This is a genomic window from Streptomyces sp. NPDC005423, assembly GCF_040606415.1.
Lineage (GTDB): Bacteria > Actinomycetota > Actinomycetes > Streptomycetales > Streptomycetaceae > Streptomyces.
In genome coordinates this window covers 1-21,905 of the sequence record NZ_JBEXET010000057.1, presented here as the reverse complement: position 1 = coordinate 21,905, position 21,905 = coordinate 1, and the positions used below count along the sequence as shown (strand labels likewise).

16 protein-coding genes and 4 pseudogenes are annotated in these 21,905 nt (G+C 68.0%); 10 read left to right on the top strand and 10 right to left on the bottom strand.

From position 1 onward, the window contains the following. Window positions 1–86 precede the first annotated feature (86 nt). The 6 genes and pseudogenes from ABZT12_RS35200 to ABZT12_RS35175 form a co-directional block, all read left to right on the top strand. The gene (locus ABZT12_RS35200; protein ID WP_356392565.1) at window positions 87–1,097 is read left to right on the top strand and encodes a hypothetical protein; all 1,011 of its coding nucleotides are present in this window, start codon (window positions 87–89) and stop codon (window positions 1,095–1,097) included. Window positions 1,098–2,158: 1,061 nt separating this feature from the next. After that, on the top strand, window positions 2,159–2,560 hold the full coding sequence (locus ABZT12_RS35195) for a hypothetical protein (protein WP_356392563.1): 402 nt from the start codon (window positions 2,159–2,161) through the stop codon (window positions 2,558–2,560). A gap of 12 nt (window positions 2,561–2,572) precedes the next feature. Beyond that, window positions 2,573–3,274 carry a cupin domain-containing protein gene (locus ABZT12_RS35190; RefSeq protein WP_356392559.1) on the top strand — a complete coding sequence of 234 codons (702 nt, stop codon included), beginning with the start codon at window positions 2,573–2,575 and terminating at the stop codon, window positions 3,272–3,274. A 139-nt stretch (window positions 3,275–3,413) separates the two neighbouring features. Then, complete coding sequence (locus tag ABZT12_RS35185; RefSeq protein ID WP_356392555.1) at window positions 3,414–4,331, top strand: radical SAM protein; 918 nt, start codon at window positions 3,414–3,416, stop codon at window positions 4,329–4,331. 14 nt (window positions 4,332–4,345) lie between these two features. Beyond that, window positions 4,346–5,476: a methyltransferase domain-containing protein gene (locus tag ABZT12_RS35180; protein ID WP_356392552.1), complete on the top strand. Its 1,131-nt coding sequence runs from the start codon at window positions 4,346–4,348 to the stop codon at window positions 5,474–5,476. A 684-nt stretch (window positions 5,477–6,160) separates the two neighbouring features. Further along, a pseudogene (locus ABZT12_RS35175) lies at window positions 6,161–6,280 on the top strand (IS5/IS1182 family transposase); the annotation flags it as partial. Between the two features lie 136 nt (window positions 6,281–6,416). Here the strand turns inward: ABZT12_RS35175 and ABZT12_RS35170 are convergent. Further along, window positions 6,417–7,163: an SDR family oxidoreductase gene (locus ABZT12_RS35170; RefSeq protein ID WP_356392549.1), complete on the bottom strand. Its 747-nt coding sequence runs from the start codon at window positions 7,161–7,163 to the stop codon at window positions 6,417–6,419. Between the two features lie 181 nt (window positions 7,164–7,344). On the opposite strand from ABZT12_RS35170, the gene ABZT12_RS35165 reads away from it, so the two are divergent. Continuing rightward, complete coding sequence (locus ABZT12_RS35165; RefSeq protein ID WP_356392546.1) at window positions 7,345–8,253, top strand: LysR family transcriptional regulator; 909 nt, start codon at window positions 7,345–7,347, stop codon at window positions 8,251–8,253. A gap of 112 nt (window positions 8,254–8,365) precedes the next feature. Next, window positions 8,366–8,722: pseudogene (locus tag ABZT12_RS35160) on the top strand (hypothetical protein); the annotation flags it as partial. Between the two features lie 12 nt (window positions 8,723–8,734). Here ABZT12_RS35160 and ABZT12_RS35155 read toward each other — a convergent pair. The 6 genes from ABZT12_RS35155 to ABZT12_RS35130 all read right to left on the bottom strand — a co-directional run bounded on the left by ABZT12_RS35155 (window position 8,735) and on the right by ABZT12_RS35130 (window position 13,040). Then, window positions 8,735–9,397 (bottom strand): hypothetical protein, encoded by a 663-nt coding sequence (locus ABZT12_RS35155; RefSeq protein WP_356392543.1) that lies wholly within the window; start codon window positions 9,395–9,397, stop codon window positions 8,735–8,737. 402 nt (window positions 9,398–9,799) lie between these two features. Continuing rightward, on the bottom strand, window positions 9,800–10,006 hold the full coding sequence (locus ABZT12_RS35150; protein ID WP_356392616.1) for a DUF3761 domain-containing protein: 207 nt from the start codon (window positions 10,004–10,006) through the stop codon (window positions 9,800–9,802). A gap of 609 nt (window positions 10,007–10,615) precedes the next feature. Further along, window positions 10,616–10,768: a hypothetical protein gene (locus ABZT12_RS35145; protein WP_356392540.1), complete on the bottom strand. Its 153-nt coding sequence runs from the start codon at window positions 10,766–10,768 to the stop codon at window positions 10,616–10,618. 70 nt (window positions 10,769–10,838) lie between these two features. Next, the gene (locus tag ABZT12_RS35140) at window positions 10,839–11,924 is read right to left on the bottom strand and encodes a hypothetical protein (RefSeq protein WP_356392538.1); all 1,086 of its coding nucleotides are present in this window, start codon (window positions 11,922–11,924) and stop codon (window positions 10,839–10,841) included. Window positions 11,925–11,934: 10 nt separating this feature from the next. Continuing rightward, window positions 11,935–12,828: an XRE family transcriptional regulator gene (locus ABZT12_RS35135; protein WP_356392535.1), complete on the bottom strand. Its 894-nt coding sequence runs from the start codon at window positions 12,826–12,828 to the stop codon at window positions 11,935–11,937. Then, the gene (locus tag ABZT12_RS35130) at window positions 12,825–13,040 is read right to left on the bottom strand and encodes a hypothetical protein (protein ID WP_356392532.1); all 216 of its coding nucleotides are present in this window, start codon (window positions 13,038–13,040) and stop codon (window positions 12,825–12,827) included. The genes ABZT12_RS35135 and ABZT12_RS35130 overlap by 4 nt, the downstream gene beginning before the upstream one ends. 1,361 nt (window positions 13,041–14,401) lie before the next feature. Here ABZT12_RS35130 and ABZT12_RS35125 point away from each other — a divergent pair. After that, entirely contained in the window at window positions 14,402–15,334 is a 933-nt protein-coding gene (locus ABZT12_RS35125; RefSeq protein WP_356392529.1) for a transposase, read from the top strand. Window positions 15,335–15,810: 476 nt separating this feature from the next. Further along, complete coding sequence (locus tag ABZT12_RS35120) at window positions 15,811–19,221, top strand: cytochrome b5 domain-containing protein (RefSeq protein WP_356392525.1); 3,411 nt, start codon at window positions 15,811–15,813, stop codon at window positions 19,219–19,221. Between the two features lie 218 nt (window positions 19,222–19,439). Here the strand turns inward: ABZT12_RS35120 and ABZT12_RS35115 are convergent. The 3 genes and pseudogenes from ABZT12_RS35115 to ABZT12_RS35105 form a co-directional block, all read right to left on the bottom strand. Next, window positions 19,440–19,643 (bottom strand): annotated as a pseudogene (locus tag ABZT12_RS35115) (integrase core domain-containing protein); the annotation flags it as partial. Between the two features lie 16 nt (window positions 19,644–19,659). After that, entirely contained in the window at window positions 19,660–20,730 is a 1,071-nt protein-coding gene (locus ABZT12_RS35110) for an IS110 family transposase (protein WP_356392523.1), read from the bottom strand. A 259-nt stretch (window positions 20,731–20,989) separates the two neighbouring features. Continuing rightward, window positions 20,990–21,905, bottom strand: a pseudogene (locus tag ABZT12_RS35105) (IS3 family transposase); the annotation flags it as partial.

The following is a 21,905-nucleotide window of genomic DNA, read 5'->3' as shown; positions in this document are numbered from 1 at the left end:
AGCTGGCCCAAACCCCAAAACCCCAACCCGCCCGTGCCGACCAGGAGGTCATTGTGACACTGCGAACTGACACTCGAGTTCGTCTCGTGAACTGGAACTTCAAGGAGAACGGCGGCCGAGAGCCGAAGCCCGGGCTGCTCCCCGATGCGTGGCACGAGGGCTACGCCTTCCTCAACCATCTGGGCGCGGACTGGATCGGCATGCCGGAACTCCCGCACGCCCAAACTCACCCCTACGCCCCCGAAGAAGAAGTTGCCGCCGCCAAGCGGCGGTTCAACGCCTCACAGGACCTCCTGGGAATGCGCTGCTTCCTCGGAGGCATGGGCGAGGGAAACAACCCGACCGGCGCCTTCATACGGGAAAGGCACTTCACCATCGGTCTTCGCGCCCAGCGCCACCACCGCACCGGATTCAGAACGCCGCCGACCCAGATCACCCTGGGCCTGGACAAGGCTCCAGGTGTCCCCATCATCACGGCCGTGTTCCACAACTCCTACTGCTCGCCGCCCGCCCGCCAGACTGAGGCCTTCAACCTGACAGGCCTGGTCGACAAGGTCAAAGCCGACCAGGGCACTGCAGTCTTATGGGCGGCGTGCTGGCTGCTCGGCGACACCAACGAGTCGCCCAGCCCGCTCGGCGAGCTGGTCGGGGGTATCGACTGGCCCACGGTCACGGACCTGGTCCATCGCTCGCACCGTGCCCAGCAGCTTCCCGACGGCTCCTGGCGCAGCTACACGGACTTCGACGACATCATGTTCGCGACCGGCATGCACGATGCCGCTCGCTGGGCGGCCCATCAGGGACAGTTCGGCGCCATGGCTGCGACTGCCGGACGGGCCCGCCCCGATCAAGGAGGCGCCGTGCGCCTCGACCGCAACTTCATGGACCCCTTCACCGTGCAGGCCGTCGAGAACGTCCACGTCATCGACATGTCCGGGCTCAGCGACCACGACCTCACCATCTATGACCTCTCGCTGCACAAACTCATCGAGACCCTGCACCGGCAAACCGTGCAACCGCTCGCCCCCTGGAGCGCCGACCCACTGCTGCCCAGACCACTGCTCAGCTCCCGTAACGCATTCCGCGCTGCCACGTAACCCCGAGCCGCGGGCATCCGGCCTGCCCGCCGGTCTTCCGGGAAGGACGAGATCCGTCGCCGCGCCACCATCCGGGCAGCGACGTACCGGCCGCACGGCTGCGCCGCCAGCTCGCCGAGACTCCGCGGTTCGGACCGAGAACAGCCCCTCATGCGCCCACGATTCCGAGCAGGTGACGCTCCAACTCACCCTCGCTCAGGCCCGCCGCCTGACCCTCCGGCTCGAACCCACCCAGACCCCGGACACCGCGCCACCATCACCTCCCGGCCGGCCAGCCCGCCGGGAGGGCCGATACACCCGGCGGCCTCGAACTGCCCGTCGCCACCTCCCCATTCCTCCCGAGACCCGTCCTCCCTCCACCCGAAAGCAGCACGCACTTGTCCAGCGTTGTCGTACGCAACGAAACCTCCTGCAGATTCGATGAACTCCGCGAGCGCATCGAGACCATCGCTGGCAAGGTCCTGGACTTCCGCCAGGCGCGGGCGGATATCAGCCTGATGGTCACAGGCTCGGGCAGCGGAAGGCCGGTGCCGGGTTCGATCCGGGGGAAAGCGACTACCGCACCCACGACACAGCCGCGGCACGAAGCACCTCCGATCACCTGCCCGTCGTCGGCGACTGGGAGCACCAACGCCGCGTAAAGGCATCACCCACCGTTCCAGCTGCCGACAGCGTGGCCCAGATCATCAAGACCGAGGGCATCGGACCACTTCAACCGCGTCTGGAGCACCCCGCACCTCCTTCCCACCGTCACGAGAGCGACGACACCGCCCTCGCCGAGTGGCCGGCCCGCTTCAGAAGGTTCCGGCCCAGCTGACACCTGGGCGCGGCGCACTTTTTCAGCTGCCGCGTACAAGACCGCTTCATGCCGCCGAGTACGTTCCCCCGCCCTCGGCAGCAGGGCCCGCACTTCGTTCCCCGGGCCGGACAGCGGCCCAGAGGACGAAGCCCTGTGCGGCCCCGCAACGGCGGTGCCGCACAGGGACAGGCACAACCCGCCCGCTCCGGGGAAGCAGCACCCGTCCCGGAGCCAACCTCAGCACCATGCAAGGGAGAATCCGATGACCACAGCAGTTCCCACCCTGGTCCAACAGACGGCAGACCTGCTCAGCGAACTCAACGAGGTGCTGAAGCGGCATTCCGTCGGCGAAGGCTTCGCGCTTCTGTACGCGCCTCGCGAACTGCCGGTTGGGGCCGGCACGGTCCTCGTCCAGGAGGTCGACGCCATCCGAGGCGTCGTGGAGCTCCGCCCGCGAGACCTGGCCGAGATCGCCAGCAGCGACGTTCTGCACAACACCCAGGCGATCAGCCTGGGAGATGACGCCCTCAGCCACTACGCCTACGGCGTGAAAGGGCGTTCGTGCTTGATGCTCGACCGCGACCACTACTACCAGGAGTACGACGAGGTCACGCCCTCAGCCACTACGCCCACCGCCGGCACCCACAACCACAACCACCAGTAGGCAGTCATAGCCATGACCCCACCAGATGCGCGGCTGCCTCTTCTCACGGCGTCCGACTTCCTCGCGCGACTCGGGCCGGCCGTTCTGCCGTCGATCGAGTTGATGCCCGAGCACCACAACCACGTCCCGGGCCTGTTTAACACCGAATGGGTTGCAGCTGCGTCCCTACCGGTGGCAGACGAAAAACTGCCTGCCCAGACAGTTGCCCTCGTCGACGGGCCGGAATTCCAGCGCAGCACCGCCCTGGACATGGCGGCCGGCGCCTATCAAGAACGGCCACGGACACGGGTCTACGAGAGCCTGGACGTCCGCAGCGACGGGTGGTTCAGCCTCGCCTCACTCCACCTGGCTGGCATGCTGCGCCGCGGCGTGGTCTGTACCGCCTACGAATCCCGGACCGGGGATCGCACCCTGGGCGCGCACTACGACCACTGGCTCGGCGTGATCGTTCAGATGCGCGGGGCGAAGCAGTGGCAGATCTGGCCAAGGGCTGACGGCGCGCCTGTCGAGCTGCTCATGCGGCCCGGAGACGTGCTGGTCCTCCCCCAAGGAATGCTGCACGACGTGAGCACTCCCGAGCATCCGGGGAACTCGCTGCACCTCGTTTTCGCCGTCACGGACGAGCACCTTCCGGACCGACCGAAACCCGAACAAGCCTCCCCTCGTGCCCACTTACCAACAGAGAGGACGCCTGCCGTGGCCCAGAAGCACTAGCGAGTCCGGCTGCCTCCCGTGCGCCGAGCCTTGTAGTGCTCCAGCGGGCTATCGGCACGGGCCCAGCATCCTGCCGCCGGGGACGCTCCCCTGCCCTCGGCGGCAGGACCCACGAAACAGGCCGAAAGAAAGGCACACCATGACGATCGCTCCCGAGGCACCCGTAACACCCGCACCTCTGACGTTCATCGAGCTGGAGATCACCGGCCGCTGTCAGCTCTCCTGCTCTCACTGCTACGCGGAGTCCGGGCCGACGAAAGGGCACGGCACCATGACCGTCGGGGACTGGCGACGCGTCATCGACGAGGCCGCCGCGCTCGGCGTGGAGACGGCCCAATTCATCGGCGGGGAAGCGACCATGCATCCCGACTTCGTCGAGTTGGTCGGGCATGCCCTGGATGCCGGTCTGCGGGTGCAGGTCTTCAGCAACCTCTACCGGGTCAGCCCTCCACTCTGGGCGTTGTTCGAGCGGCCCGGTGTGAGCCTGGCGACGTCGTACTACTCCGACGACGCTGCCGAGCACGACGAACTGACCGGCCGCGCTGGCAGCCACACCAGGACCCGGGCCGCCATCGTCGAGGCCGTCGAGCGCGGCATCCGCCTCAAAGTCGGCATCATCCGCATGCGCGAGGGACAGCGCACCGAGCAGGCCCGCTCCGAGATGGAAGCCCTCGGCGTGGACCGCGTCACCGTCGACCGCGAACGCGCGGTGGGCAACGCGGCGCGCACCGAGGCGCTCCCGTCCACGTCGGAGCTGTGCGGGGGGTGCGCGGACGGGAAGGCCGCGATTCTGCCGGACGGCACGGTCGCCCCGTGCGTGCTGGGCAGGTTCCTGCCCGCCGGGAACGTGAAAGGGCCGGGCGGACTCGCGGCAGTGCTGGACGGAAAGCAGTGGGCGCAAGTCGCTGCGTCCATCCCGCGCCCGCGCCGGCAGCGCGCCGGATGCACACCCGACGAGGACTCGTGCCAGCCCTCGCCCGGCATGGGCTGCAACCCTGACAGCGACGGTTCGGACTGCTCCCCGGCCGAGACCGAAGCTTGCGAACCCTCGTACTAGAAGGAGGTGGCGGTATGGACTGGCAGATGCATGCGGGGCGCCTGGCGGCGGAGGTGGTGCGGCCCGAGTCGCGCTGGTATGGGCCTCTTGCCGCCACGCCACGGCACGTGTTCGTGCCCCGCTGGTGGGCGCACACCAGTCAGGCGTGGCAGCTGCACGACGGCGCCGCCGATGCCGAGGCGTGGATGGAGGCCGCCTACGCCGACCGCACGCTGGTGACCCGTATCGGTCCGGCGCACGCCGACCAGGCCGCGCCGGGCGCCACCGTCACGACGGGCAGCCCCACGTCGTCGTCCACGTTGCCGGGCCTGGTGGTCACCATGAACCGGCACGCGATGATCGCCGACGACTCCCGCGTGCTGGTGACCACCGGCACCGGATACGGCACCGCCCTGATGTGCCGGCGCGTCGGCGATGAGCAGGTCACGAGCGTGGACGTCGACCCGTATCTGGTCGCGACGGCCCGCGACCGGCTCGACTCCATCGGGCTGCACCCCCGCACGGCCGTCTGTGACATCACCGCGGAGTTGCCGGGCGAGTACGACCGGATCGTGTCCACCGTGTCCGTACGTCCCCTCCCCGCATCGTGGCTGGCCGCCCTGCGGCCCGGGGGACGGCTGGTGACCACCCTCGCGGGAACCGGACTCATCGTCACCGCCGACAAGGCCGAGGACGGCGGCGCCACCGGCCGTATCGCCCCCGACCCGGCCGGCTTCATGCGCACCCGGCACGGCGACGACTACAACCACACCACAGACCAGCTGTGGGAGAAGGTGAAGGAAGCCGAAGGAGAAAGCGTCACCACGAACCGGTATCCGCTCCTGTTCGTGCCGGACTCGTGGGAGGTGATGTCGATGCTCGGACTCATCGCGCCCGGAATCGACCACCGCACCACCACCGCCGGGGACACACGCACCGTGTGGATGCTCCACCCTGACGGCTCGTGGGCACGCGCAACCGCGACCGGCTTCCTGGACTCACCCACCGTGCACCAGGGCGGCCCGCGCCGCCTGTGGGACGCACTCGACCGCATCCGCAACCGCCTCAACCGCGAAGGAGGATTGCCGGTCTACGGCGCCCGGGTGCGCATCGACCCGGACGGCACCCTCACCCTCTCGCGCGGGTCCTGGTCCGTCACGGCCTGACCCGTCCCGCACGCGCCCCGCCCGGCCCCCTCCGGGCGGGGCACCCCCTTCAACCGCCGCGCACGGGACCGCTCTCTGCCGCCGGGTACGCTCCCCCACCCTCAACGGCAGGGCCCACACTCCGTTCCCCTGGCCGGACCGCGGCCCAGAGGACGAAGCCCTGTGCAGCCCCGCAACGGCGATGCCACACAGGAACAGGCACAACCCACCCGCAGCGCCATGCAGTCCACTTTCGAATTCGACCAACCAGAAGGACAACGGACATGACCGAACTCGGAAGCCCGAGCGTGCCCCAGCAGCGACACAAAGACCTTGGCGGAGGCATCGGCTACGCCTTCAACGGCCAGCGCTTCGACGCGCCGCGGACGCGAGCATCACGGACATGGCGGCCGGGCTCACAACACCGCTGTCCGTCATCATGCAGGTCACCAAGCGCTGCGCCTTCGACTGCTCGTTCTGCTCCGAGACTCTGCAGATGCCGGAACCCACCCTCGAGCAACTCGACACGATGCGCCAGCACCTCACGGGCGTCAGCCGCGTGTTCCTGTCCGGCGGCAACCCTCTGCTGTTACAAACGGCTCCGCAAACTGACCATGTAGGACACCGTCTAAAGACCAGTGTTCTGGCACCCCGTCCCGGCACCAGCGACGAAGAAGGCTGTGGGTGCACTACGGCTTCACCGGAGGCCAGATCCGTGACCAGCTCTGTAAACGCATCCGCCGCGAGATGGGCCGGGCACCCGGGGCAGCGGCCACCGCCATTGACTCCCAGTCGGTGAAGGCCGCCGAAACCGTCGGGAAGGACGGGCCGCGCCCTGAAAAACTGAGGCGGGTGCGTCGTCGGCCCGGCCGGTGGTCGGCGTCGTGACCCGGTTCGGTCTCCGGCCGCACACGGACGGGCGGCCGGAGACCTTCCGCAGTGGCGGTGGTCGCCGCGTCGCTCAGACGGCGAGGCGGCCACCGTCGGCCACGATCACCTGGCCGGTGACGAAGCTCGCGCGCTCGCTCGCCACGAACGCGATGACCTCGGCGAGTTCTTCGGGCGTGGCGTTGCGCTTGAGGGGGTTGACCTCGGACCAGGTCGTGAACTGGTCGGCGCCGATGAAGTCCACCACGTTGTCGCTGTTCACGTTCCCAGGAGCCACCGCGTTGACGCGTATGCCGTGCGGGCCCCACTCCGCGGCCCAACTGCGGGTGAAGGATTCGACGGCCGCCTTCTGCGCTCCGTACGTCGCCATGTGCGGCATGGCGATCGCGGCGGCGATACTGCTGATGTTGATGATGTTGCCGCCGCCCCGCTCGATCATCCCCCGTACGAGTCGTGTGCTGAGGACGAAGGTGGCGCGCACGTTGGTGTCCCATGACTCCGCGTTCGCTTCGCTGTCCTGGTCGAGGGTCGGCTTGATGCTGGCCCTGTAGCTTGCCGCGTTGTTGACCAGCACGTCGATTTCACCCGCCTCCCCGGCCAACCGCTCGACGTCGGCGAGATCACTCAGATCAGCGAGGATGAACCGGGCCTTTCCTCCGCCGGAGGTGATGTCGTCCACCACCTCGGCCCCGCGCTCAGCGTTGCGGCCAGTGATCACCACCGACGCTCCGTCGCGTGCGAACGCGTGCGCCGTCGCGGCGCCGATACCTCCTCGCGACCCCGCACCCGTAACCAGAACGCTCTTGCCCGCAAAATCCATCGTGTGCTCCTCGAAAAGAAAAAATGTCTGGCTGCGCGCACCGAGATCGGGTGGCAGCTTCCCGGCCCTGGTGGCTGCGCTGGGTGGGCACCACGGTAGGACCGGCCAGACATAGAGGCAAATAGTGGCAACGTATACTCTGCATTGACACCTCCTATGTCATGTCGAAGGTTGGATTCGAATGAACCTGCGCCAGTACGAGTACGCCCTGGCCGTCGCCGACGAGGGCTCCATGACAGCGGCGGCAGAACGCCTGGGGGTCACTCAGCCCTCGCTGTCGCAGCAGATCGCCACCTTGGAGAAGCACCTCGGGGTGCAGCTGTTCACCCGCACCCCGAGCGGGGTGACGGTGACAGTGCCAGGGAGGGCTTTCCTCGCGGAGGCGAAGATCGCGACGACCGCGTCCCGGCGTGCCATCACGGCCGCCCGCGCCGCCGACGGGGAACTGGCGGGCGAACTCATCATGGCCGTCCACATGGGCCTGGGAGCACGCCAACTGCCCCAGGTACTGGGGCAGTTGCGCAAGCGCCACCCGAAGCTGCAGGTGACTCTCCACGAGGAACCCGACCCCACGGACATGGAACGACTGGTCCGCCAGGGAACCCTCGACATGATCCTCGTGCACCGATTCCCCGCCGGATGCACCTTCGACGTTCACCCGCTGGGCGAGGAAGCCTACGTCGCCGTCCTGCCGAAGGGGCACCCGCTCCTCTCGGACGGCGCCGCCCTGCGCCTGGAGGACTTGGCGTCACAGGGGTGGATCCGGTTCCGGCGCGGCAGCCTGCTCGACGACTACCTCGCCCGCCTGCTCGCCGACGCGGGCCTCAGCCCGCACACAGTGGCCCGAGCGTCACAGATCTCCACCGCGGTGCGGCTCGTGGCGCAGGGCCTAGGCGTCACCGTGGTGCCGGCCTCGGCCATCCCCGAAGGCTTCGAAGAACTGGCCTGCCCGCTACTGCCCTCCCTGACCGAGCCCGTCCTCGTCGGCGTGCGGCGTAATCCGGGCGCGGCGGAGACGGCCATGCTCGACCATCTCCACCAGCAGAACTGGTGCGGTACAGGACTCCTCTGGCAGCCCGCAACTGTTTGAGAAGCTGTTGTCTTTCTATGCTTGAGGACGGCTTTTTCGCTGGTCGGGCATAGGGTCGACGATCCTGTGGGAGCGGTGGTCTGTCGTGTCGCCGCTGCTGTGGAGGTCATGGATGCCGTCGGTCGTGGGGCTGCTGGAACAGCGCGAACTCGTCGCTCGCCGTCGTGTGGACGAGCTGCGGGAGGAGGCCGACCGCATCCAGGCTGAACTGGCCGTAGCTGAGCGGGACTGGAAGGAATGGGCCATCGCTCGCTCGCGGGTGGGCGAGGTGCTTGCCCCGGCAGACGAGACCGAGCATGGCCACGACCAGGCCGACCGGACAGCACCAACCGCCGGCGGGCAGGCCGAGGAGGCATCGTCAACGCCGGAAGCAGCGAAGGTGAAGTCGCAAGTGCCGGTGTGGCGTGAAGGGCTTGCGTGGTCGGCGTTGTCGGTGGACTACCAGCGCATCCTCAAGGCGCTCGCGGACTGCTGATAGCCCTCAACCGAGGCCGAGGCGGCTGAGTGCGGTGGTCCAGTCGGTGATGATGGCCTGCTGCGCGGCGGCGAGGGTGACCGTGCCCTTGCAGACCGCGGTGTGCAGCTTCGTCTCCACCGGGTCCTTCAGATTGTTGACCCCAACACCTTTCTGGTGGCCGGGGTCGGCTGGTTCCACCCACAGGTTGCGGTAGTCGTTGGGGTCACCCCCGAGCTGGAGGCTGATGAGATGGTCGTACTCGGCATCTCCTATGGGGCCCGTGTAGCCGTAGGAGGCGGCGTTCAGCTTCTTTTCCTTGCCCGTCACATAGGTGGAGGGGCGGATGCCTGAGGTGTAGCCGCCCTTGCGGCAGATCGTCGACTTCAAATTGGACTGGGTGACCGCCGGGGAGACCGCGCCCGGCGTGCACGTCGGATCCTCCAACGGCTCCCCCTTTTCGTACCGGTAGTGGCAGGTGCCCGCGGTCGGCTGCTTCTGCACCGTGTACTGCTTTTGCGGGCCCGCTCCCGCCGCGATCGCCCGCGTGGCTCCGGCAGCGCCCGAGGGCCCCGGCGCCCCACTCGCGCTCCCGGACGGCGCGGAACTGCCCAACGCAGTGGGCGAGCAGCCCGTGAGCATGAGGCAGGTGAGCAGGACAGACGGAGCGAAACAGCGGGTGGAAGGCATGATGACCCCTCATGGGCAGGCGATCGCTGAGCAGATGCTGCCCTATCCGATTGCCGTTCTACCGGGCGGGGTACCGCGCATAGGTGCACGCCTGTCGCACGCTGCGGCGGTGGCGGCGTGCGACACGAAATTCCCGCCCCGCGCAATGCGGGACGGGGATTCGATTCGTAACCGAGCGCCGGGCAGGCCTTGCACCTGCATCTCCCCGCAGGAAGCGGGACGTCTGGCCTTGGACCATCAACGCAGCTTCAGTCGACCGGAGTTGCGCCAGTCAGCTCAAGGTCCACTCTGGCCCGCAGAAGTCTGCCGACAGCAGCCTTCACTTACCTTGACCCGTTACACCACTCGGCGGGACATCATCCGCTGCCCGTAGTCCGTCCGGGCAGCGGCGGCATGTGCCCTCTACCGGTACCAGTACTTGACGCCCCGGTGGTGCGAGCACGTCCCGCGGGCGTGGGCACTGTAGGAGTACGAGCCGTCCTTGCACTTCGCGGTAGCGCCGCGCGGATGCGGCGAGTTCGCCTGGCACACTCCCGTCGTGTGCCGCGCGCAAGACGCAGCCGCCGCGTCACTCGCCACGGCTACAGGCACCAGGAGCGCCCCCAACATCACCGCTGCCGCAACCGTGCCCCGGACTTTACTCAGCATAATTTCCCCTTCTGGTGGTTCGCAGAAACGAGCATGCATCCGCCGACTGCGGCACCAGGGCAGACCGGACGGACCGTCACGCAGCAGTAACCGTCGCAGCAAAGCCATCACACTGGGTTCGAAGCACACGAACAAGTGGACGAGCAGGACGCCTTCGAACCTCCCCACGGCCCCCTGCCGCGCTTGGCCCGCGCCTTCGATTCGGGCGCGGAGCAAAGTCTTGGCCCGGACTGCGTCTGCTTCGCGGCGACGCTGGGTACGGGACGTTTCGATCGGGGGCGGCGCATCGCCGCGTGCGGCTGCAGCCTTGGGGAACCCCTGCTGCTGCAGCACCCCCATCGCGCGGGACCGCCGCTCCACTGCCTCCGCGATGGTCGGCTCGACGCATCGCGCCAGCGCGACGGCCTGGGCCGAGGTCATCGAGAGTCAGGCCGCTCGCGGCCAAGCGGCTACGGACCGGCTCCTGCCAGATCCGGCGGGCCGTCTCGCAGATCGGCTTCGCCTGGCGACAGCGTCGACACCGCGTCGTGGATGTCGTCGCGGATCTCCCAGCGGATGCGCAGGGCAGGCTCATCCCTGCTCTGCCCTGCCCTGCACGCGGGCCAGGCTTGGGCGGCCGACCTCTAACGCCGTGCGTTCGTAAATGGTCTCGATGGCGCCGTGGGTGCGGTGATAGGCGTCGGCAGCTCGCGGCACCGGGGCGAGGACGACGTTGAAGCGCATCTGCGGGCTGGTGACGCCTTCCGGAGACTGGCCGGTTCCCGGTCGCGCCGGAAAGACTCCGAAACGTCCACTACAACCCCCGAAAACTCGGTGAGCCGAACCCCGAGGTGACCGTGACCCCGAATCCGGACGGAGCGGAAGAGAACGTCCTGGCAGCCCGGATGCGCAGACGGCTGAGGTAGTAGGCAACGCGGCGGCCGTGTTCCTCCGTGCCGCTCTCGGCGCTCGCCGTCTCCCAGAAGTTGACGGCGCTCGCCTCCCGGAAGAATGTGGCCGCGCTCGCGGACTCCTCCTCGTCGTCGGTGGTGACTTCCACGCGCAGCCGCTCTGGTCCGTTCGCGCGGGTGTGCTCGACATCGCTGCCCACCGGGGGCCGGTTTGGTAGTTCCTCCGTCCCAGCAGCCGCCGCTTCGGTGGAACAGGTGCGCTTGCCCCGGCCGGAGGCCGCACTGGCGACAATCTCCAGCTGTTCGGCGAAATCAGTGCCCGGCACCGGGATTTCGAAGTCAGGGTGCTGGTCGTAGCCGACGGCGACGGCAGTCGCGACGAACTCGATGACGGCCCGCGCCATCGGCGTGTGGCGGCGCGGGGCTGTCCGGGTAAGGCGGCTGAGGATGCGCAGGACGGTGGGGAAGCTGGCGTCCGCGGTCATCATCCGGTAGGCAGGGGCGTCGTCGCCCCGGCCGGTGTCCGTTCGGGTCTGCGGTGCGTGGGCGCCAGCCTGGGCCTGCCACAAGGCGGCGGCGTGGGCGTCGCCTTGGGCGAGGTGCTGCAAGTAGAGGCAGTAGGAGGCGGGCGCGTCTTCGGCGCCGGCCGCGTACTGCCACCAGAAACGGGCGCCGTCATCCACGCCGGCGATCTGCAGGGCGCAGCCGAGGATCCACGCCGCCCGCGGCTGGGGCACCTGGTCGGTGAGAAAGTCGGCGAGCTGCTCGGCGGTGCAGTGGGCGACGACCGCCTCGCACAGGGCGGTGAGGTTCTGCGCAGCGCCATCGTCGGCCGCCTCTGGCCCCACGTCCCACAGCAGATGGCTTTCTGCGAGACCTGCGTAGGTGAGGTCGACATAGGCGAGGTCGTCATAGGGGACGACGTCGGAGGGGACGTCAGGCTGGTGCAACAGCAGGGACTGGGCGAGGAGGTCGTCGATGGTGCTCATGGCCGGGTGATCACTCCTGGGTGTCGGTGTCGGGATAGAGACCCTGCAGCGCCCCTCGGGCGTGACGGTCCACGCTGTGGGTGATCGCCGGAGACAGACCGACGATGCCGGGGACGGCGTCCCTGCGTATGCCACACAGGTAACGCAGGACCGTGACGTCCAGTTGGTCGGGGGGCAGGCAGGCGACCGTGTCGAAGAAGCGGGCCACGACATCGATCCGGGCCAGACGCTCGGTGAGGTCGCCTATGCCGGCCTGGGTGACGGTGGAGAACGCCGCCGCGCGCAGGTCTGGGTGGCCGCCGGGCCGCTGCGGGGCGCGGGAGATGACCCGCTTGCGCAGCAGCAGCCAGGCGTGACGCGGGGTGTTCGGGCTCCTGGTCGCCTCGTCCCAGGTGAGCCAGAGGATGTCGAACGTCTCCGCAACCACCTGCTGGGCACGATGGTCGGACTGCAGAAAGGCGCGTGCGTAAGCGACGTAGGGGTGCCACATGGCCTGAGTGAGACCCAGATGGGCGAGGGGCTGTTCCTCCAGGCCGGACTGCGGGACGTCACCGAGACGCTTCTGGATCCAGGCGGCGTCCTTGGCAGCCTCCACGGCCGCCGCCGTCCACAGACGGCGCGTCGGGTCGACGGGGATGTCCAGCGCACGGACCACGCTGTAGGTGATCTCCCAGCCCGGGTAGTAGCCCTTGCCGCGCAGGAGCTTGGAGAGCTGGGCCTTGGAATATCCGGAACGGCCCACGAGGTCGTCCAGGGTCAGCCCACTCTCGGTAAGCCGGCTACGGACCGGCTCCAGCCACGTCCGGTGCGTCTTCCCGGCCATCTCGTCGATCGGCTCCGGCGGACGGCCGCGGCGACTGGGAGGCTCCCCTCCCGACTGCTCGGGCACCTGGGGCGGCCTCACCGCGACGGCTCCTCACTCCCGGCCGCACCGGCCGGGGGCATGCCCGGCCGGGACGCCGTACCGTTCAACGCGGAGACGATCTGCTGGATGAGGAGTCCCAGCGAGGGCAACAGCGCGGCCACGGCCGCGAGTTGCCCCAGCACGGCCATCACCGTGCTCCATGCGAGGACCGCCGCCAGCACGGCCACGGTCAACACCTGCTTGCTCGTCATTGCACCTTCCCTGAAAGGGAGAAGAGTCTGGAAAGGCTCCCCCGGGACGGTGCTCAAGCGCCCCGGAGGAGTTGACCGACAGCATGGTGCGCCGGGCGCACACCACTCAACGTGATCCGAGGGTTACGAAACAAATAGGCCCCTTCGCGCCCCGCTCCGTCACTTCCCGAAAGCCGCGAGTACTAGCAAACCATGACCGAATGAACGCTTTTGATGGCGAAACCGTACTTCTGGTTGTAACGCCGACGGGATGACGCACCATGGAAGACGGACGCCTCCCCCGGCGTCGCACCTTCCGGTCTGGAAGGCCACGCGGCCCCCTTGTGCTCAAGAACCACCGAAGGGGACCGCCCCGCTTCCGCCCATTCGCTCACGCGGTGGGCGGAAGCGGGTGACGCCCCCGCTCCGCAGAGAGCGGAGCGAACCAGTTCCGGAAACGGTTCGAGCCGGCGTGATGCGCCACTCCTCCGCTCGCGCGGAGCGAACTCCCTGGGGACCTTCGCCAGCCCGGCCGACAGCGGAACACCTCCCCTCACGAACGAAACAATCACGGTTTCGGTGCCGTCGTCGCTCAGAACACCTCCGCTCGCGCGGAGCGAACACGAGGTACAGGGCGATCAGCCCCGTGAAGTACGGAATACCTCCGCTCAAGTGGAGGTATCCCACACCGACGCCGAACACCGCCGCCGGGCGGAGGCGTTCCGCATCTCTCACCACAACCACCACCCGGGCCCTGGCCGCCACCGGAAACTGAAGGCGACGCCCCCGTGCAGAGGGACCACCACGGCCACAGCACCGTCCTCCGAACGAGTGACCCTGCCCACCCAGCGTCCCGCTCCCCCGCCCCACAGGCTTAAGGTGACCGCCACGGCGGCGGGCAGCTGGCGCTGGTACTTCCCCGGCACCACGACAACCTCGCTGAAGGTGTCGGCCGGGGACGCGGTCGCCCTCAGGTGACCACTACGGTGACCCGCCACCCCTGAATGCCCTTTGCAGGAGACGCGGCCGGTCTCGGCGGCGCACAGCGGACGTGAGGGACTCAGCCGCACCTGTCCCGCCGAGACCGCCTTGTACGCGGACCTTGGGGGTCGGCCCATTTCTGATGGGTGCGGTCGCGGCGCTCCCGCCTACGTTGACAGAACGAGCACACCCACCCCTCGGGGACCTGCGAGGCGCTCCCGTTGCCGCACCCCGGCGTGGCGCACTCCGTCCGCCTCGGGCCCAGGCGGAGGTCGGCCATCACGCTCTCCGTGTCCCGCTCCGTGCCGGCAACGCCGCGGGGCCGCTGGCGCAAGATGTGTGGGTCGTGACGCAGCGGATCAAAGTGCACCCACGCCTTCGCCACCGGCCGCGGGCACGCGGTGATCGACCGGGCCCTGTACCTGCCGAGGGACTGGGCCGGTGACGAGGAACGCCGTGAGCTGGCAGGTGTTCCCGACGAGGCGGGCTCCGCGACCAAGCCGGGGCTGGCCGCCGCCCTGCTGACCAGGGCGGTGGCCGACACCGGTGTCCGGGCCGCGTTCTTCGCCGCCGACGAGGTCTACGGCTCCCGTGCCCTGCGCTCGACCTGCCGCTCCCTGGCACTGGGCTATGCGATCGCGGTCCGCTCAAACCAGGCGGTCACCATCCCCAGCGGGGCGATGACCTGCAAGGACGCGCTCAAGCTGATCCCGGCGCGGGCCTGGCAGCGGATGCGCACCGGCACCGGCTTCAAGGGCACCCGTGACTACGACTGGGCGATGCTCGAGGTCACCGCGGACGACACCCCCGACGGACAGGACGACATCGGCACCAGCGTGCTGATGGCCCGCCGGCACCGCTACACCCGCACCGTGTCCTACTTCCGCTGCTGGTCACCAGCCCCGGTCCCACTCGCCCGACTCGTCCAGGTGGTGTGCCGCCGCTGGACGATCGAGGAGGACTTCCAGATCGCGAAGAGCGTCGCCGGCCTGGACAAGGGCCAGGTCACGAGCTGGACCTCCTGGCACCGCTGGAGCACCGCCGCCCTGACCGCCTACGCCTTCCTCGCCGTCGCCACCGCCCTCGAACGCGCCCACCACCCCGGCGACCAGGTACGGCTGATCCCGCTCACCTGCCCCGAACTCCTGCGCCTACTGCGGTCACTCGTCCTGCCCCCCGGCGCGACGCCGACCACGTCCTGCCCTGGTCCAGCTGGCGCCGACACCACCAACACCGAGCCCGAACCTGCCACCTCACCTGGCACACCTACGCCGACACAATGCCCTGACCAGCACCAATACCATCCAGATCACGAACTACAGCTGCCGTGGTAGACAGACGCCGGTCCGAGACAGCAACCGGAAGACGCATGCCAGCGGCCGTTCTACGCGCTCCGTTACTCGACATTTCGAAGCGTGAGGGGCGGCCGCGCGTCCCTCGTCCCGTAACCCGCGAATCTCTGCAGCTCAATCCGGCGGCGAGGTTAATGATCAAAACGAGTACCAGTTACTGATCACGCCACCCTGGCTGGCTGGTAATAATTAAACATTCTCGCTGGAGTTGAGGACTGGGCCAGAGGTGGGTCGACGTCGATCACCGCGGACGGATGAGCATCCCTCAGTCCCGACCGGGGGAGCGATCAGGCCACTGCTTGCCCGAGGGCGGGAGCAGGGTGGGCGCCGTGCCGACGCACGCCTGGGACAGCACTTGATGACAGTTTCGTTCGCGGTGCACTGACCCCAGGGTTGCGCCGCTGATCATGGAGTGCGGATCAATAGTGTTGCCCCCCCTAAACTTGGCGGATGTCCGTGTGCCGAGCCGAAGGCTCCTGGAAGCTGCGGAGGACTACAACCGGTCCGCTGGCCACGAGCTGGAAGGTTTCCTCTCGGCCGACAAAGGCTTCATCCCGATGTATCCGACGGTGCGTGCTTTTCCGTCGAGCCACGCGGCCTGGGACGAGGTAGCGGCATCGATGCCCCGGTTGTGGCGGGATGTCACACTGCGCAGGACTCTTGAGCAGATGCCGGTCCTTGGTGCCTCGGCCGAGGAGTTGCCCGACGCGTACGTGTGGCGGGCCTCCGTGGCGATGGCAATGTCCGCCCATGCCTATATTCGCGTCGAGCCCGCGGCTACGGAACTGCCGCGGTCCATCACCGCCCCCTGGGCCGAGGTCAGCCGGCGCCTAGGACGTCGCAAGCCCCACATGTCGTACAACGACCTGATTGTGTACAACCACCGGCTAGTCGATGCGGCGGTCGGCGAGCCGTACGTGATCGAGAATATGGAACTGCTCATCCCAAGTGTTGACAACATCGAGGAGCGCCGGTTCTACCTGGCCCAGGTCGAGATCCTTGCGCGGGCCACGCCGCTCGTGACGGCGGTGGTCAGGGCGCAGGAGGCCGTAGTACGCGGCGATGACGAGGCGCTCGCCGACGAGCTGATCCTGATGAGCGAGACCTGGCGTGACATCATCGAACTGTCGTTCCGCAAGGTCGACCCGAACCCGTTGTCCGCGACCTACGTCGACCAGGTGATCTGGTCCAAAACCGTCGCGCCGTTGGCGGTACCGATCTTTGACGGGGTCGTCGGCCCTGGCGGTGAGGCTTCGCCGGCCTTCCATCTCATGGATGCGTTCCTCGGCCGCAAGCACAAGCGGGCCCGGCTTGCCCGTGAGGTCGAGGAGATCCGCGAGTGGTTCCCCGCACACCACGTGGCGTTCCTTGACGCGGTCGAGGAGGTCTCGGTGCGGGAGTACGCGGCTGCGAGCGGCAACCGGCGCCTGCAGAACCTCTTCGCAACGCTGTTCGAGACCTATGCCGGGCGCCGGGGCTACCTCGGCATCCACCGCACCAAGGTCTACGGATTCCTCGAACTCGCATTCAAAATCGGCCGGAACAAGACCATCTCCGGGATTGTCGGCGATTTCAAAGACGGGCACTGGCGGACCCTGGACGCAATCTTGGAAGAGACCCGCCTGGAGCGGTTCCTTCAGCTGCCGCCGCACGTGCAGCAGGCGACGATTTGCTCCCAGGAGCCTGCGGCGGCGCTCGGGGATGTCACGCACGTCGTGCTGGATGCAAAGGATTCGGGAGTCATCTACCGGCCGGGTGACCGGGTCGGCGTACTGCCGGTCAACCGGGCCGAAGCCGTCCAGGCCACACTGCTCGCCCTCGGGGCGACCGGAACCGAGCACGTGCCCCTGACCGCCACCTGGAGGGAGGCACTGCGCTACCGCACCGGCTACCCCCCGAGCACGGAAGCCCTGCCCCTTGCCACGTTCCTGTCCTACGCCAAACTCCGGCCGCTCAGCCGGTCCACGGCGCTCGCGCTCCTGAACGTGACCGGATCCCCGGGGCTGCGCGCCGCGATAGCGGGCGGCACGGACAAGTGGGAGCTGTGCGACGCCTTGAACCTCCTGCGTACCGAAGGCTACGACACCGCCCGGCTGACGACGGCAGATCTCGCGGACCCGGAGATGCTGGCCCGGCTGGTGCCACCCGAGGACTTCCGCATGTACTCCGCGTCTTCCCGCCCCACCGGCGGGGCCGACCGGGTCAGCGACGACGTGCGACTCACCGTCGCACAGCTGCGTCACTCCGCCGACCCCGATGGTGATCGCCACGGCGTCGAACTGCTGGGGACAGCCTCCACCTATTTGACCTCAGACGAGTGCAGCACGACGACCGTTCCGCTGCAGATGATTCGGCCGAACCGGTTCCGGCTCCCCTGGGACCCGTCGCGCCCGCTCGTCATGTTCGCCGCCGGCGTCGGGATATCACCGTTCCTGAGCTTCATCGCGCAGCGCAACGCTGATGCCGCCGGTTCTCAGGCCACGGCGGACTGGCTCTTCTTCGGCACCCGTACCCAGCACCACCTGTACGGTGAACCGGAGATCCGGTCGGCCGTGGGCAACGGGCAGCTTGGACTCTATGTCGCCTACTCGGCGCAGGACGGCGGAATGCGTGCGACACCTGGCGGCCAGATCCAGGGGGGCACCCACTCGGCAGGTTGGCTGCATGACGTGCTCGCGGCCGACGAAGAGACGCAGCGGCGGCTGTGGGAGCTGATGCGCGGCCGCCACGATGGCGGCCCCGGGGCGTACTTCTACATCTGCGGGCGCGCGGAGTTCGCCGCCAACATCATCCAGCTCTTGACAGCGGTTGCCGAACGCTTCGCAGACGGCCCCGAGCGTGCCCGAATGGCCGTGCCGCGCCTCATGGCCGAGGGCCGCCTCATGCAGGACATCTTTACCTCCTTCAGTCCCGCGACCGCCGAGGGCCCCTTTTTCGACGTCTCGGAGGTTGCGCTACGGACCACGCCGGAAGCCGGCCAATGGCTGATCATCGGCGGCCAGGTCTACGACGTGACGGACTTCCTCCAACTCCACCCCGGCGGACCGCGGATCCTGACCGAGAGCGTCGGACTGGACGCCACCGCCGAGTACGCCGCCGTCCTGCACCACGAGAACAGCGAAATCAACGCGATGCTGGCCATGTATCGCATCGGAGCGGTCCGCGCCCTAGACCTTGGCCCCGACGAACCTGGGACCGGCATCTCTCCGGCCGCCCTGTACCAGGCCTGGGTGAAACTCCTTCACCTGGTCACCGCAATGTCGAACGCACTGAAGAACGACTGGGACTTCCTGACCGGCACCATGACCCGCGGCGACGACCCCGAAACGCTGAACGCGCTCAAGATCCTTCACGGCGCCAGCACCCACCAGCGATTCCTCGACAGCTACTTCATACCGCTGACCACGCAGGAACTCCCGGCCCTGGACTCCCTCACACTGGCCGCAACCCACGTCGATCCGGCTTCCCTGCCGGTCCTGGCCGACGCCCTCACCACGGTCATGTCCTCGCCACAAGCCACGGCGGCCAGCCGCTTCGCCGAACAGTTCCGCACTGCCTACCAATCGGTATCAGACGATCCGGCCGACATCGGTCCAGGAACATGGCTCACCCTGCGAGCGGTGTGCGAGACAATCCGCGAACACGACCTTGCCTTCATGGCCAAGCTCAGCTCGATCCTCCGCGACGGGGTCATCGAGTTCGAGCAGTCCGGCACAGACACCGTCAAACAAGGACAACGCCTGACCGCCATCCTGGGCAGGATTCCAGGGCTGATCACCGACTACCACTCAGCGCTGCTGCAGGCCCTGGCGAACGCCGATCCCGAAGGGATCAGCCACAACGGCACAGCCATCCCGGCTCACCGCTGACCAGGCGGCAGTCCAGGAAGTGTCATGAATTTCCGGGCGAGCGAAGGGCCGTCCCTGATCGGGGACGGCCCTGTGCGCGGCATGCGTTTCAGGGGCGGTAGAGGTCGGCGCGGTGGTCGATTTCTCGGCCCGGACGATGCGAACCGAATCGAAGGTCCGGTACAGGACGCGGTGAATGGGCCCGGTTGAGGCGTCCCCCGGAGTGTGGACACGGGGGTTCATGCTGCGAGTGTGAGTTTACGTGCTCTTTGTTGTTGTTCGAACTCGACTGGTGAGAGGTAGTTGAGGGCGCTGTGGCGCCTGCGGACGTTGTAGTACGTGAGCCACTGGAAGATCTCCAGTCTCGTCTGACGCATCGTGGAGAACAGTCTCTGGCGCGTCTCCCTCTTGAGTCCCTGCCAGAAGCTCTCGGCGAGGGCGTTGACGCTCCTATAGTTGTCAACTCGCTGCGGAGGGCGTCCGTGGCGCGGGTCGGAGCAGGTGGTAGACCTCGCGGATGACATAGCGCTTGAGGCAGCGAATGATCTCGCGTTTCGTCTTGCCTTCGGCGGTGCGGCGCGCGACGTAGTCGATCGTGGGCTGGTGGAAGCGCATCCGGACGATGACGGTTCGGTAGATTGCGGCGTTGAGCTGTCGATGGCCGCCGTGGTTGATGCGATGCCTGCCGCTGGTCATGCCGGAGCCGGTGGGCACCGGGGCGATGCCCGCGAGCTTGGCGAGAGCGGCCTCGGACTTGATCCGCTCAGGGTTGTCGCCGGTCACGACGAGGATCTCCGCGGCGGTGTCCACGCCGATGCCGAAGGGTTCGACCAGCTGCGGGGCGATCCGCTGGACCAGGTCGCCGATCAGCTTCGTCAGCTCCTTGGCCTCGGTGTCCAGGTACTGCCACCGTTTGGCGAGCGTCCGCAGCGTGTGGCGAAGTGCGTCCTCGGGTTCCGCCAGGCGGCGAGGGCGCAGGGCTGCCAGCTGTCGTGCCAGGGTGATCTGGGTCTTTCCGGTGGTCTCCTGGCGCAGGGCATCGGGGGCGTGGACGAGCATCGCCTTTATCGTGACCATCGCGCCTGTTCGCTGTTCAACGGCCTGGTCATGGGCGATCTTGAGCTGGCGGATCATCTCGGCCTCGCCATCGGCGGTCTTCGGCGTGGCTGTCGCGAACCCGGCCAGCACGGCGCGGGCGGCGTTCTCGGCGTCCAGGGTGTCGGACTTGCCGTTCATCCGGCGCAGTCGCCGGTCTGGGCGTCCGGCCTCGACGACCTTGTGGCCGGCCCTGCGCAGGAATGAGGTCAGCGTGGCACCGTAGGAGCCGGTGCCCTCGATCCCGAAGGCCAGGATGGTGCCGAACGAGGCGGCCCAGTCCGCCAGTTGCCGGAAGCCGCCGGTGTCGGTGGGAATCGTCAACGTCGCCAGGATCCCGCCGATCGTGTCCATCACCGCTGCGACGTGCACGTGCTTGTGCGTGTCGACGCCGATCACAACATGCCCGGACCTGGGCTGCTCGCTGTTGGGCACGGGTGGTCCTTCCGCTCGGTAGCGTGGGGTTCACGCTGTCGCCGGTCGGACGGACAGGACTGTCACGGGGACGCTTTGGCGAGTCGGCTCCAGGCTCTTATCAGGTCACGTCCGTCCGGCGGCAGCGCTTGCTGCGTGCCCGGCCGGGTGGTCGACAGATCAACGCCAGGACACTCACGGGGTCAGTCATAAGCAAGAGTCAGACCGCCTCAGCCGGGGCTACCCGATCCTTGCGGGATCCGGTGCAAAGAGACTGACAGTCGTAGCTCGAGCCGACCCGGCCCATACTCCTGCGGATCCCGAAACCGTCGCAGACCTGCGCGAACGCGGCCGATGTGTACTGCGAGCCCCTGTCCGCATGGAAGATCACCCCGTCCACGTGGCCGCCGCGGGTCGCCACAGCCATATTCAGGGCGTCGATGACCAGTTCTGTGCGCATGTGCGTGGCCATCGACCAGCCGAGCAGTCGGCGTGAACAGATGTCGATGACGCAGGCGAGATACAGCCACGTCCCGCCGACCTGCACGTATGTGATGTCGCCGCACCACTTCTCGTTCAACTGCCTGGCGGAGAAGTTGCGCTGGACGAGATCCGGGGCCGGTGGTGCATGCCGGTCGGGGACCGTGGTGCGCTTGCGGCGCCGTAGGTGCCGGCCCTCGATGCCGTGCCGGCGCATCAGGCGCTCGACGCGCTTGCGGTGGATGGCGTGCCCGAAACCGCGCAGTTCGGCATGAACGCGCCGGACTCCGCAGGCGCCCTTGTGCTCGGTATGGATCTCGCGGATCTCCCCGAGCAGGGCGTCGTCGGCGGCCTGCCGCTCTCGGCGGGCCTTCGCGCCGGCGAGCCACCCGTAGTAGCCCGAGCGCGAGACCTGCAGGACCCGGCATATCCGCTGGACGCCGAAGACCTCTGCGCGTGGGCGGAGACGAAGTCCCAGCGGCGGGTCTTCACTTCATCTCCATCTCCTTCGCGAAATAGGCGGCTGCCCGGCGCAGGACCTCCCGCTCGAGTTCCCATTCCTTCTCTGCCTTGCGCAGTCGGCCGTTCTCCGCACGCAGCCGGGCCAGTTCCTCGTCCCGACTCTCCGCGCTCTGCTCACCGCAGCCGTGATCGCGGCCCGCGTCTTCATCGGCCTGGCGCACCCAGCTCCGCAGGGTCTCGCCGGTCACCCCGAC